Source organism: Arthrobacter sp. KNU40 (assembly GCF_051515115.1).
GTDB lineage: Bacteria > Actinomycetota > Actinomycetes > Actinomycetales > Micrococcaceae > Arthrobacter.
Genome location: NZ_CP195850.1, coordinates 2,957,480 through 2,969,987, shown reverse-complemented (window position 1 = coordinate 2,969,987; position 12,508 = coordinate 2,957,480). Strand labels below are relative to the sequence as shown.

The following is a 12,508-nucleotide window of genomic DNA, read 5'->3' as shown; positions in this document are numbered from 1 at the left end:
GGAAGGGGCTGCATGACCACCGTGTCGCTGTATCTGGACGTCGACGGCGTGGTGAACCCCTTCGGTCCCATGGGCTTCACTGACTGGGGTACTGAATGGAAAATCGCCGACGCCGGAATCCTGGACGTCGTCTACGCCTCCGAACTGGTTGACGAGCTCAATGAGCTGGCCGCGCATCCCTCTGCGAGGTTTGTTTGGCTGACCACGTGGCAGCGGCTCGCGCCCGAGTTCCTGTGCCCGGCCATCGGCCTCCACGGCGAGCATTGGCCCGTCCTGACCAGCGACGGCTGGGACCAGACCGCCGATTGGTGGAAGCTGGACGTTTTGCAAAGGGACGTCCACGAGTCCGGAGCCGAACGCATCGTGTGGATGGATGATCAGCTGAACCATGAGGCCGCGGCCCGGTCCTGGGCCGAGTTCCTCGGCAGCCGTGTGCTTTGGATCTCACCGGACCCGCGGCGCGGCCTGTCACGGAGCGATATCGCGGCTGTTCGGCAATTCCTTGGATGATGCTGGGCCTACGTTTTGCCCTGCCGCCATTGGCACGTAGGATTCTTAGGGTTTCACGCCCGCCATGGTTAATTCCGCCAGTACGTTCAGATGAACGCCTGCTGAACTGTTTGTTTCAGGCAGGACCGGGGAAGTGAAACTGCGCATCGTCGACTCTGCAGATTGGGCACCAGGTGGGAATCACCTTCATGGTCGCGCTTGTCATAGCGCTGGCCTTATTTTTTGACTTCACCAACGGGTTCCACGACACTGCCAACGCCATGGCGACTCCGATCGCCACGGGTGCCATCAAGCCCAAGACGGCTGTTGCTTTGGCTGCGGTGCTCAACCTCGTAGGTGCGTTCCTGTCGACCGAAGTGGCAAAGACCATTTCGGGAGGCCTTATCCGCGAGGGCACGGACGGTATCCACATCACGCCGGAGATTATCTTCGCCGGGCTGATGGGGGCCGTCCTGTGGAACATGTTCACGTGGCTCAAAGGGCTGCCCTCCAGTTCTTCGCACGCGCTTTTCGGCGGCCTCATCGGTGCGGCCATCGTCGGCATCGGCTTCCACTCCGTCAACTTCGACACCGTGCTCCAGAAGGTCATTCTTCCTGCCATCTTCTCGCCCCTGCTCGCAGGTGCCGTGGCCTATCTATGCACCAAGCTTGCCTACGCCCTGACGTCCCGGCATGACCCCGAAACCGGCGACAAGCTGACCCAGAAGCGCGGCGGATTCCGTACCGGCCAGATCTTCACCTCGAGCCTTGTCGCGTTGGCGCACGGTACCAACGACGCGCAAAAGACCATGGGCATCATCACCCTCGTCCTGATCGCCGCCGGAACCCAGCCTGCCGGAAGCGGCCCGCAGCTCTGGGTCATCGGGGCCTGCGCACTCGCCATCGCGATCGGAACCTATGCCGGCGGCTGGCGCATCATCCGGACCATGGGCTCCGGGCTGACCGATGTCAAGCCGGCGCAGGGCTTCTCGGCGGAAGCCAGCACCGCTTCGGCCATCCTCGCTTCCTCCCACCTCGGCTTCGCGCTGTCCACCACTCAGGTGGCCTCAGGTTCGGTCATCGGCTCGGGACTCGGACGCAAGGGCACCACGGTGCGCTGGGGTACGGTGGGGCGCATCGCCACCGGCTGGCTCTTCACCCTCCCTGCCGCTGCCATCGTGGGCGCCTTGACCGCGTTCCTCATCGGCACCGGCACCGTCGGCGTGGTTATCGCCGCAGTTGTGGGCACCGCCGTCGTCGTCTACATGTTCATTTACTCGAGGAAGTCGCACGTGGGCCACCACAACGCCGTCGAAGTCGAGGAAGCCGGCACCGCGGTCCGCTTCCGCAATAAGAACGCAAAGAGACAGAGTCTGAGCAACAGCATGAGTAAGGACACCCTGGCATGAAGTGGTTGGATCTGGTGCAGGTAGCCGGCGCGACCCTTGTGGCGGCATTGGTCCTGGTAGTGCTCTATTCGCTCGGTGTCCGTCTCACTGCCATCGCGGGCGACGCACGGCAGAAGTCACCGGTCATGGTCCGGTCCCTTGCCTATCTGTGTTTCGCGGCCTGCGGAATCGCCGTGCTTTTCGGGATCTACCTGATCGTTCCTTACTTCTCGAAGTAGCTGTGAACGGCGCAGCCTCATGGGTAGGGTGGGGCCATGGCGGATTTCCAGTACTACGTGGCATCCTCGCTTGACGGGTTCATCGCCACGAAAGAAGACGATCTCGGCTGGCTGATCCAGTTTGAAGAGGCCGAGGGCGTCACCGAAAGCTACGAAGACTTCATGGCGGGGATCGGCTGCATCGTCATGGGCGGCCAGACCTATCGCTGGCTCATGGAACACGAACCGGGCAAATGGCCCTATCCGGGAGTTCCATGCTGGATCTTCACCCACCGCGAATACGCCGCGCCGCCCGGTGCCGATGTCACGTTCGTGCGTGGCGAGGTTGAGGAATTCGCGCCGGACCTGATTGCGGACGCCGGCGACAAGAACGTGTGGCTGGTAGGCGGTGGAAACTTGGTGGCCCAGTTCGCCAAGGCCGGGCTGCTCGACGAGATGATTGTCACCCTGATCCCCGTCGCCTTGGGCTCCGGTAAGCGCTTGCTGCCCGTCGAGAGCCCGACGGCGCCGCTCGAGTTGAGCTCGACCCGCACCCTTGGTGGCGCCGCAGTCGAGCTGCGCTACAGATTCCCCGCGCGTGCCGGGTCAGCGGGCCCTGTTCTCCCGGAGCATGTTGGTAATCCGGGCAGTTGACAACCGTCGGCCGTGTTCGTCGGTCATGACGATTTCGTGGGTGGCGAGCGTGCCGCCCAAGTGAATGGCTGTGCATGTGCCGGTGACCAGGCCGCTTGCTACGGAGCGATGGTGGGTCGCGCCCACCTCGATTCCCACCACGTGGCGTCCGGCTCCCGCATGCAGGGCCGCCGCGAAGGAGCCCAAGGTTTCGGCGAGGACAACATGGGCTCCGCCGTGGAGGATGCCGGCAACCTGGGTATTGCCCTCCACCGGCATTGTGGCGACGGTCCGTTCGGGGCCCAGTTCAAGGAACTTGATGCCCATCTTGGCCACGAGCGAGCCCACGCCATAGCGGGAAAGCCAACCGTGCAACTCCTGCGGAACGCCGGCCGCATTGAGTTCGTCAGTGAACGGGCCCGGCGTGAAATTGTCCATCATGGCAACTAGGCTGGCACCTGTGAGCGAAACAACCAAACCGGACTCAGTTCCAACGGCAACGTCAACGCCAACGGCAAGCGCAGTTTCAACTGCCACCGCAACGGCACCAGACCCTTCAACTACCATTGCGGGCACGGCGGCAGGTGGCCGACCGCGGCTCTTGGTCCTTGATGGCCACTCCATGGCGTTCCGGGCATTCTATGCTCTGCCGGCAGAGAACTTCGCCACATCCTCGGGCCAGCACACCAACGCCGTGCATGGCTTCACCTCGATGTTGATAAACCTCATCAAGGACCAGAAGCCCACCCACGTTGCAGTGGCCTTCGATGTCTCGGACGACACGACGTTCCGCAAGGCGGAGTACAGCGAATACAAGGGTGGCCGCAACGAGACTCCACCGGAATTCCGCGGGCAGATCGATCTCATCGATCAAGTCATGGAAGCGTGGGGCATCAAGACCATCAAGATGCCAGGGTACGAGGCTGACGACATCCTCGCCACCCTCGCCGCGCAGGGGGATGCCGCGGGCTTCGAAGTCCTCTTGGTATCGGGCGACCGTGACGCTTTCCAGCTCATCACGGACAACGTGTTCGTTCTCTACCCGAAACAGGGCGTTTCGAACATCCCGCGCATGGATGCGGCGGCCATCGAAGAGAAGTACTTCGTTCCACCGTCCCGCTACTCCGATCTCGCCGCTCTGGTGGGTGAGTCCGCCGACAACCTCGCCGGCGTTCCCGGCGTCGGCCCCAAGACCGCAGCCAAGTGGATCAACCTTTACGGCGGCCTGGAAGGGATCCTGGAGAACCTGGATTCCATCGGCGGCAAGGTAGGCGGAGCCCTCCGGGAAAACATCGACGCCGTGAAGCGCAACCGCCGCCTCAACCGACTCCTGCACGACCTCCAACTCCCCGTGACACTCGCCGACCTCGAGGAACCGCGCCCGAACCGCCAGGAGGTCGAGACTCTGTTCGACACCCTCGAATTCAGGACGCTCCGTACCCGGCTGTTCGCACTCTACGGCGACGACACCGCCGGCGCGGCTCCCGAAACCATCGACGCGCCCGACTACAAGATCCTGGACAACGCCGCCGCCCTGGAGGAGTTCTTCGCCGCCGGCGCGGGGAGCCGTGCCGCGGTCGCCGTGCAGTTGGTCCCGGGTCGGATCGGCGACGACGCCGATGCCCTCGCGATCGTGCGCGCCAATGGGGCTGCCTACATCGAACTGTCGTCCTTGGACGCCGCGGCCGATGCCGTCTTGGCCAAGTGGCTTCAAGACCCCGAAGAGGCCAAGGTCATGCACGAGTTCAAGGATGCCTTGAAGGCCTTGAACCACCGTGGGCTTGGCCTGGAAGGCGTAGTGGACGACACTGCCATTTCGGGCTACCTGATCCAGCCGGACCGCCGCAGCTACGAGCTCGCCGAGCTTGCCCAGCACCACTTGCGGATCACTGTCACGGCTGCGGTGGCGCCAACCGGCCAGCTGGAACTCGAACTCGGCGATGGCCCGGACGGTGCCGCGGCCAGCGCGCTCGTCCAGCAGGCCGCCGTCGTGCACGCACTGAGTAAGCACTTCGAAAGCGAGCTCGCCGAGCGCAAGGCCGAGGCGCTCCTGACCACCTTGGAGCTGCCGGTCGCACGGGTCCTGGCCCAGATGGAACTTTCGGGCATTGCCATCTCCATGGAGCTCCTGAACGAACAGCTCGCGGACCTTGCCAAGGTGATCGACAACGCCCAGGAGCAGGCATTTGCCGCCATTGGCCACGAGGTCAATCTCGGATCTCCCAAGCAGCTGCAAACGGTCCTCTTCGAAGAGCTTGGCCTGCCCAAAACCAAGAAGATCAAATCCGGCTACACAACGGACGCCGCCTCGCTGAAGGCCCTCCTGGAGAAGACCGGCCACGAGTTCCTGGTGCAGCTCATGGCCCACCGCGAATCCTCCAAGCTGGCCCAAATGCTGGAGACCCTCAAGAAATCTGTGGCCGAGGATGGCCGCATCCACACCACGTACGCGCAGAACGTTGCGGCAACTGGGCGTATTTCCTCGAACAATCCCAATCTGCAGAACATCCCGGTGCGCAGTGAGGAAGGCCGGCGCGTCCGCGGGATCTTCGTCGTCAGTGAGGGCTACGAGTGCCTGCTGTCTGCCGACTACTCGCAGATCGAAATGCGTATCATGGCGCATCTGTCCGGCGATGAGGGACTCATCCAGGCGTACAAGGAAGGTGAGGACCTGCACCGCTATGTCGGCTCGCACATCTTCAACGTCGCGCCGGAAGAGGTCACCAGTGCCATGCGCTCAAAGGTCAAGGCCATGTCTTATGGATTGGCCTACGGACTGACCTCGTTCGGCCTGTCCAAGCAACTGGAAATCTCGGTCGACGAAGCCAGGACCCTCATGAAGGACTACTTCGACCGCTTCGGCGCCGTGCGCGACTATCTGCGCGGAGTGGTGGAGCAGGCCCGGATCGACGGCTACACCTCCACGATCGAAGGCCGCCGCCGCTATCTTCCGGACCTCACCAGCACGGACCGCCAGCATCGGGAGATCGCCGAACGCATTGCGCTGAACTCGCCGATCCAGGGTTCGGCGGCGGACCTCATGAAGCGGGCCATGCTCGGCGTTTCGGCCGAGCTGACCAGCCAGGGGCTGAAGTCCCGCATGCTGCTGCAGGTGCATGACGAACTCGTGCTCGAGGTTGCCCACGGCGAACGCGAAGCTGTCGAAAAGCTCGTCACCGAACAAATGGGGACGGCTGCCCAGCTCACGGTGCCGCTGGACGTGCAGCTCGGAGTCGGCTCCAGCTGGTATGACGCCGGGCACTAGGAAGCGCGCTGTGTAGACGCAAGCACGGGGCACGCCGCCTATATGGTGGCGTGCCCCATGCTGTCTGGCTAGGCTCGGGACGTGGCTGATCCCAAGGAAACAAACGAAAAATACAACGTCAAGCGCTTTCGTTCCGTCGACAAGGGGAACCCGGACTACGGACAAGCACGTGATTGGCTCCGGGCCGTTGGCTTCGGATTCCATGACGAGCAACGGAGCGATGAGCTCATCGACAAGATTCTCGCGATGTACCAAGCGGACAACCGTGAGCTGACGGGCGTTTACGTCAACGATGAACCACCGTTGCATGCGCTCAACCCGGAATTTCCGGTGGCGACCTTTGGAACGCTGGAAAACAAGCTGAATGTTGGCTTCGGCCAGGAACTGCGGACGCGCCAGATCACGGCTGTCACCGTCCGCGGAACGCACCGGCGGCATGGAATCCTGCGTGGGATGATGACCGCCGATCTCGCCGATGCGAAGGACGATGGCTTCGCCATGGCCGCCCTGACCGCGTCCGAGGCATCCATCTACGGCCGCTTTGGTTTCGGCGTCGCAACCTTCGAGCGGAGCATCAAGGTGGACACTGGTCCGAAATTCCGCATCCGGCACGAGCCCATTGGCAGGGTGGAAATCGCAGATCCAAGAGTCCTTCTCGAACTCGCGCCCGAGGTATTCGAACGGCTTCACCACCGTACGCCGGGTTCCATCGTGAGGCAGGACTCCTACCGCCATCACGTGTCCGGGGCCATGAAGCGCGACGGCACTGAAGACAAAACCATCAAATGTGCGCTCCATTACGGACCGGACGGCACTATTGACGGCTACGTGTCCTACAAGTTCGCCGGCTGGGACACGAAGCCATACACGGTGGAAATCGTGGACCTTGTCGCCGCGACGGACTCCGCGTACCTGGAACTGTGGCAATTCCTGGGCAGCATCGATCTCGTCGAACAGGTCTCCTGGCCTGAAGCTCCCGTTGAAGACCCCCTTGCATGGGCGCTCGAGGACGGACGCTGCGTCACGTCTTCGGACTATCGCGACATGTTGTGGCTGCGTGTCCTGGACGTCCCTGCAGCCTTGTCAGCCCGCCGCTACGGCGCCGACGGACGGTTGGCGCTCGAAGTCCGGGACGCGCTCGGTTTTGCCGACGGTACGTGGGAATTGACGTCCGACGGCGGCGCCGTCACGGTCAAGGAGGCCGATGGCGGGAGCCCGGACCTGAGCATGGATGTCACCGATTTGGGGTCTGTCTATTTGGGTGCCGTCAATCCTGTAATCTTGGCTTCGGCTGGCCGGATCCTCGAGCACACGCCAGGGGCGGCATCGGCCGCCCAGCACATGTTCGCCGTCGAACGTCCAGCCCATTGCCTGACGCACTTCTAGGCGCATCTCCACACGCACGCACGACCTACAACAGAAGAGGATTCCATGGGGGAATTCCAGCCGGGGGGCCACTCCTCCGGCCCATCAGGGCTGCCGGGCCGGCGGTCCTTGCTGGTGGCCGCCGCCGGACTCGCGATAACCGGCCTGGCCGCCTGTGCCCAACAACCGGCAACCGCCCCCGCGCCACGCCCCGTATCGGTTTCAACGCCGCTCGCGGAAGAGGTGGGCCAGCATCCGGTCGTGCCCGAGACCCGTCCGGCTCCGCCGTCGAGGTCCCAGGTTGTGGCGGAATTCTCCGGGCGCAAGCCCGTCGAATGGGGGCTTGCAGTCGCTGGCGTGGTATCGAAAACCGCGTCCACGCATGCGGTCTTGACGTTTGATGCTTGCGGTGGCCCCCAAGGCTCGGACTGCGATCAACGCTTGCTCAAGACCTTGCGCAAGCTGAACGTTCCGGCCACTTTGTTCGTCAATGGCCGTTGGATCAAGGCCAACCCCGGGCTGGCCGCCGAGCTCGCGGCCGATCCCTTGTTCGAGCTCGGCAACCACGGTTACCGGCACCAGCCCCTATCGGTCAACGGGCGCTCGGCGTACGGCATCCCGGGCACCGCCAACGCCGGCGAAGTGTATGACGAAATCATGGGCAACCAAGAGGTCATGGAGCGGCTCTGCGGCAAAACCCCCCGCTTTTTCAGGTCGGGAACCGCCTACTATGACGACGTCGCGGCGACAATCACCAATGCACTCGGACTTGTCCCCGTGAGCTTCACCGTGAACGGCGACGGCGGCGCGACCTTCCCGGCCCCGACCGTCGCGGGCGAAGTGGGGAAAATTGCTGCAGGACACGGCGCCGGCCAGATTGTGATCTCGCACTTCAACCAGCCCTCCGGTGGCACTGCAGAAGGGATATGCCCGCGCCCTTCCAGGCTTGCTGGACCGTGGCGTGACGTTCGCGCGGCTTGGTGACACGCTGCCGCTTTGACCCTCATTGAGGCAAACGACTAGAATGAACGGGCGCATACTACGTGCGCGCAAATTTACAATCCACAATTCAGGATGACCCGGCATTTTGCCGTGTCCTGCCGACCGGCGACGGAAAGCGGGCGGTTTGCCTGACCGATACTCTATCCACAACGGAGCCCCTACTACATGACCATCACCTCCACCGAGAAGCCCGGTACCCCCGTAGTCGCGATCAACGACATCGGTACCGCTGAGGACTTCCTCGCAGCTGTCGACGCGACCATCAAGTACTTCAACGACGGAGACCTCGTCGAAGGTATCGTCGTCAAGGTTGACCGCGACGAAGTTCTGCTCGACATCGGTTACAAGACCGAAGGTGTCATCCCTTCCCGCGAGCTTTCCATCAAGCACGACGTTGACCCCGGGGACGTCGTCTCCGTTGGCGATCAGGTCGAAGCCCTGGTGCTCACCAAGGAAGACAAAGAAGGCCGACTGATCCTCTCCAAGAAGCGTGCTCAGTACGAGCGTGCCTGGGGCGACATCGAGAAGGTCAAGGAAGAAGACGGTGTCGTCACCGGTACCGTCATCGAGGTTGTCAAGGGTGGTCTTATCCTCGACATCGGTCTGCGCGGCTTCCTGCCCGCATCCCTCGTCGAGATGCGCCGCGTCCGCGACCTCGCTCCGTACATCGGTCAGCAGATCGAAGCCAAGATCATCGAGCTGGACAAGAACCGCAACAACGTTGTTCTTTCCCGCCGTGCATGGCTCGAGCAGACCCAGTCCGAGGTTCGCTCCACGTTCCTCAACAAGCTGGAAAAGGGCCAGGTTCGTCCCGGCGTCGTTTCCTCCATCGTCAACTTCGGTGCATTCGTGGACCTTGGCGGCGTAGATGGTCTGGTTCACGTTTCCGAGCTGTCCTGGAAGCACATCGACCACCCGTCCGAGGTCGTCGAGGTTGGCCAGGAAGTCACCGTCGAGGTTCTCGAAGTGGATCTGGACCGCGAGCGCGTGTCCCTGTCCCTCAAGGCCACTCAGGAAGACCCGTGGCAGACCTTCGCCCGCACCCACGCCCTCGGCCAGGTTGTTCCGGGTAAGGTCACCAAGCTGGTTCCGTTCGGTGCGTTCGTTCGCGTCGAAGACGGCATCGAAGGCCTCGTTCACATCTCCGAGCTGGCTGTTCGCCACGTTGAGCTTGCTGAGCAGGTCGTCTCCGTTGGCGACGAGCTCTTCGTCAAGGTCATCGACATCGACCTCGAGCGCCGCCGCATCTCCCTCTCCCTCAAGCAGGCTAACGAGGGCGTTGACGCCGACAGCACCGAGTTCGACCCGGCTCTGTACGGTATGGCCGCTGAGTACGACGAAGAGGGCAACTACAAGTACCCCGAGGGCTTCGACCCCGAGTCGAACGAATGGCTCGAGGGCTACGAGACGCAGCGCGCCGCTTGGGAGCAGCAGTACGCTGACGCCCAGGCACGTTGGGAAGCTCACAAGAAGCAGGTTTCCCAGCACGCTGCTGACGACGCCGCTGCTGCCGCTTCCGGCGAGAGCGACTCCGGCACCACCAGCTACTCCTCCGAGCCGGCTGTCACCGAGTCCAACGCGGGCACCCTGGCATCCGACGAGGCCCTCGCGGCTCTGCGCGAGAAGCTGACCGGCAACTAATTGCCACTGGCCTGGATTTTCAGGCCGGGATAAAAGCGGCTCCTGCGGTTCATTTACGAATCGCAGGAGCCGCTTTTGTTTAACCTAGTTCTACCGTTGCCCAGGTTGCTCAAGACCGGGATCCCCACTGGACATGCCCCTGGTTCGCAGCAAGGACTGGACATACGCCCACTATGTCCAGTGGTGGTGATCGGAGGAGGGCATGTCCCTTCGGGTGCGGAAGCTCAGGCCAGGACGTCGACCCATTCCGTTCCCCGCAATTGGAGTCCCGAGGCGCCGCCGGTCATCGACGCCAGCCGCTCACCGGCGTCGGCGATTGCGTTTGCATCATCGGGCAGGGCCACGCGCAGGATCGTCTCCGTGGGCTCATAGCTTGTTTCGGCCATGACGTATCCCGCGGAGCGCAGATCGTTTTCAAGCCTTCCGGCGGCGTAGTGGGGCACGGGGATGTCGCAAATCCGCAAGCGCCGTCGCTGAACCAGGGGAGCGGAGTCCAGTGCGGCCGAAATTGATTCGGAGTACGCACGGACCAGTCCGCCGGCGCCCAGGACAATCCCGCCGAAATAGCGCACGACGACGGCACTTACGTCGCTGAGGGCAGTCACCCCGGGCAGTGTCTCGCGTTTGATGAGCGCCTCAAGCATGGGGATGCCCGCTGTTCCGGAGGGCTCGCCGTCGTCGCTGGAACGCTGGATGGCTCGATCGGGACCGAGGACGAATGCCGAGCAGTGGTGGCGGGCGTCATGGAATTCCTTGCGCAATTCCGCTACCAAGGCGCGCGCAGCATCTTCGTCGGGGGCGCGGCGTAGCACGGTGATGAAGCGCGAACGCCTGATCTCGAGTTCGTGGCGGAAATCGTCCCCAAGCGCCAACGTTGTGTACGCGGTCGCCCGGCTTTCTTCCTGTTCTGCCACCGACCCAGTCTAGTGTGGAGGGGTGCTGAAGATTGGACTTACCGGCGGGATCGCCTCCGGCAAATCGCTCGTGTCCGCCCGGCTAAGGAAGCTTGGCGCTGTCTTGATCGACGCCGATGCGCTGGCCCGCGAGGTCGTGGAACCGGGCACGCCAGGCTTGGCGGACGTCGTGTCCGAGTTCGGTCAAGGCATCGTCGACGCCGAAGGGCGCCTTGACCGGGCACGCCTCGGCGCGATTGTGTTCGCTGAGCCGGATCGCCGGGAGGCGCTCAACGCGATCATCCATCCACGCGTCCGGGAGAGGGCTGCCGCGATGCTCGCGACCGCGAAACCCGGAGACATCGTGGTCCAGGATATTCCGCTGCTGGTCGAAACCGGGCAGGGCAGCAGCTTCCACTTGGTGGTGGTGGTCGATGCGACGGACGAGGAACGGATCCGGCGCATGACGGAGATCCGTGGCATGACAGTTGAGGACGCGGTGTCCCGCATGGCAGCACAAGCCGGACGGGATGAACGGTTGGCGGCAGCCGACATCGTGTTGGACAACTCCGGAACCGTTGAGGATGTCACTGAGCTCGTGGAGACCCTCTGGGAAGAACGATTGGCACCGTTTGCCCGCAATCTTGCAGCCGGCCGCCCGGCACCGCGGGCCGGCGGACCCGTCTTGTCCCCGCCAAACCCCGACTGGCCGGTCCAGGCTGAAAGACTGCTTGCCAGGATCCTGCGGGCGTCTCCGGAGGTCTTGGGCGCAGACCACATCGGTTCGACGGCGGTACCCGGTCTTCGCGCCAGAGACGTCATCGACCTGCAGGTAAATGTGTCCTCCCTGGAAGCCGCAGACCGGATAGCCCGGGCCTTGGGTGAGGCCGGTTTCCCGTTACAGGCCTCCGCCCGTGACACACCCAAGCCGCCGGACCTCGATCCATCGGCATGGCAAAAGCGCTTCCATTGCAACGCGGACCCCGGGCGGCCCGCGAATGTCCATGTCCGGGTGCTTGGAAGTCCGGGCTGGCGTTATGCGTTGTTGTTCAGGGATTGGCTCCGCGCCAACTCCGACGCCGTCCGTATGTATGCGGACATGAAACAAGAGCTTGCCGCGCTCCACGGCGGCGACCACCGGACCTTGGAGTACGCGGAGGCCAAGGAGCCCTGGTTCGCCGAAGTGGCCTGGCCGCTCATGGATGCCTGGGCCAGGAGCAGCGGGTGGCAGCCGCCGTCGTACCCCATGGCGCAAGGCTAGGCCGGCAAGCATGGCCGGGAAACGGAGAATCACGCCCCATCTTGAGGGGCAGCGGCTCGGTGCCGTTCGCGCCCTGGTGTGGGCCGGCGTCGTGCTCATGGCCGGAGCCGCGCTGCTGTGGTTCCTGGCCGGCGGCCGCGAGGAGTTCGTCGCCGGAACGCAACCGCCGACGTGGCGCGTTCTCGTACCGGGCGCAGCCTTCTGGCTCGCGTGGACCGTCTGGCTTGTGTCCGGAGTGTGGTTCGCCGTCAAGATGTTCCGTTCCATCATGGGGCGGCTGGACGACAGCTGGACCAGGCCCGGCGGAGGTGACGGTTCCACCGGAAAACGCGGACAGTAACTGTCCGCGGGCG

General features: G+C 63.5%; 12 protein-coding genes. 10 read left to right on the top strand and 2 right to left on the bottom strand.

Annotated elements, in window-relative coordinates; all coding sequences use genetic code 11:
- Positions 1-12: 12 nt before the first annotated feature.
- The 4 genes from ACSKT0_RS13705 (at position 13) to ACSKT0_RS13690 (ending at position 2,749) form a co-directional block, all read left to right on the top strand.
- Positions 13-510, top strand: coding sequence for an HAD domain-containing protein (locus ACSKT0_RS13705; RefSeq protein WP_437770290.1), 498 nt, complete (start codon positions 13-15; stop codon positions 508-510).
- A gap of 173 nt (positions 511-683) precedes the next feature.
- Positions 684-1,898, top strand: a complete 1,215-nt coding sequence (locus ACSKT0_RS13700; RefSeq protein WP_437770289.1) for an anion permease — start codon at positions 684-686, stop codon at positions 1,896-1,898.
- Positions 1,895-2,116, top strand: a complete 222-nt coding sequence (locus ACSKT0_RS13695) for a hypothetical protein (RefSeq protein WP_234749544.1) — start codon at positions 1,895-1,897, stop codon at positions 2,114-2,116. The genes ACSKT0_RS13700 and ACSKT0_RS13695 overlap by 4 nt, the downstream gene beginning before the upstream one ends.
- A gap of 36 nt (positions 2,117-2,152) precedes the next feature.
- Positions 2,153-2,749, top strand: coding sequence for a dihydrofolate reductase family protein (locus tag ACSKT0_RS13690; protein ID WP_437770288.1), 597 nt, complete (start codon positions 2,153-2,155; stop codon positions 2,747-2,749).
- Here ACSKT0_RS13690 and ACSKT0_RS13685 read toward each other — a convergent pair.
- The gene (locus ACSKT0_RS13685) at positions 2,702-3,169 is read right to left on the bottom strand and encodes a hotdog fold thioesterase (protein WP_437770287.1); all 468 of its coding nucleotides are present in this window, start codon (positions 3,167-3,169) and stop codon (positions 2,702-2,704) included. The two genes, ACSKT0_RS13690 and ACSKT0_RS13685, sit on opposite strands and share 48 nt — an antisense overlap.
- Before the next feature lie 181 nt (positions 3,170-3,350).
- Here ACSKT0_RS13685 and polA point away from each other — a divergent pair, with 181 nt between their 5' ends.
- The 4 genes from polA to rpsA all read left to right on the top strand — a co-directional run bounded on the left by polA (position 3,351) and on the right by rpsA (position 10,001).
- Complete coding sequence (polA, locus tag ACSKT0_RS13680; RefSeq protein WP_437774029.1) at positions 3,351-5,993, top strand: DNA polymerase I; 2,643 nt, start codon at positions 3,351-3,353, stop codon at positions 5,991-5,993.
- Positions 5,994-6,074: 81 nt separating this feature from the next.
- Positions 6,075-7,379, top strand: coding sequence for a GNAT family N-acetyltransferase (locus ACSKT0_RS13675; RefSeq protein ID WP_437770286.1), 1,305 nt, complete (start codon positions 6,075-6,077; stop codon positions 7,377-7,379).
- 45 nt (positions 7,380-7,424) lie between these two features.
- A complete protein-coding gene (locus ACSKT0_RS13670) occupies positions 7,425-8,342 on the top strand; it encodes a polysaccharide deacetylase family protein (RefSeq protein WP_437770285.1) in 918 nt (305 codons plus the stop codon).
- Positions 8,343-8,525: 183 nt separating this feature from the next.
- Positions 8,526-10,001 (top strand): 30S ribosomal protein S1, encoded by a 1,476-nt coding sequence (gene rpsA, locus ACSKT0_RS13665; RefSeq protein WP_078108781.1) that lies wholly within the window; start codon positions 8,526-8,528, stop codon positions 9,999-10,001.
- A gap of 224 nt (positions 10,002-10,225) precedes the next feature.
- Here rpsA and ACSKT0_RS13660 read toward each other — a convergent pair whose 3' ends face one another.
- Positions 10,226-10,915, bottom strand: coding sequence for an IMPACT family protein (locus ACSKT0_RS13660; protein WP_437770284.1), 690 nt, complete (start codon positions 10,913-10,915; stop codon positions 10,226-10,228).
- A gap of 22 nt (positions 10,916-10,937) precedes the next feature.
- Here ACSKT0_RS13660 and coaE point away from each other — a divergent pair, with 22 nt between their 5' ends.
- Complete coding sequence (coaE, locus tag ACSKT0_RS13655) at positions 10,938-12,155, top strand: dephospho-CoA kinase (RefSeq protein ID WP_437770283.1); 1,218 nt, start codon at positions 10,938-10,940, stop codon at positions 12,153-12,155.
- 10 nt (positions 12,156-12,165) lie between these two features.
- Positions 12,166-12,495, top strand: a complete 330-nt coding sequence (locus tag ACSKT0_RS13650; RefSeq protein WP_437770282.1) for a hypothetical protein — start codon at positions 12,166-12,168, stop codon at positions 12,493-12,495.
- Positions 12,496-12,508 lie beyond the last annotated feature (13 nt).

Excerpts from the sequence above, each read along its gene's own strand:
- rpsA (WP_078108781.1), top strand. The coding sequence starts at position 8,526 with ATGACCATCACCTCCACCGAGAAGCCCGGTACCCCCGTAGTCGCGATC.
- ACSKT0_RS13670 (WP_437770285.1), top strand. The coding sequence starts at position 7,425 with ATGGGGGAATTCCAGCCGGGGGGCCACTCCTCCGGCCCATCAGGGCTG.
- polA (WP_437774029.1), top strand. The coding sequence starts at position 3,351 with ATGGCGTTCCGGGCATTCTATGCTCTGCCGGCAGAGAACTTCGCCACA.
- ACSKT0_RS13650 (WP_437770282.1), top strand. The coding sequence starts at position 12,166 with ATGGCCGGGAAACGGAGAATCACGCCCCATCTTGAGGGGCAGCGGCTC.
- ACSKT0_RS13685 (WP_437770287.1), bottom strand. The coding sequence starts at position 3,169 with ATGATGGACAATTTCACGCCGGGCCCGTTCACTGACGAACTCAATGCG.
- ACSKT0_RS13690 (WP_437770288.1), top strand. The coding sequence starts at position 2,153 with ATGGCGGATTTCCAGTACTACGTGGCATCCTCGCTTGACGGGTTCATC.
- ACSKT0_RS13695 (WP_234749544.1), top strand. The coding sequence starts at position 1,895 with ATGAAGTGGTTGGATCTGGTGCAGGTAGCCGGCGCGACCCTTGTGGCG.
- ACSKT0_RS13705 (WP_437770290.1), top strand. The coding sequence starts at position 13 with ATGACCACCGTGTCGCTGTATCTGGACGTCGACGGCGTGGTGAACCCC.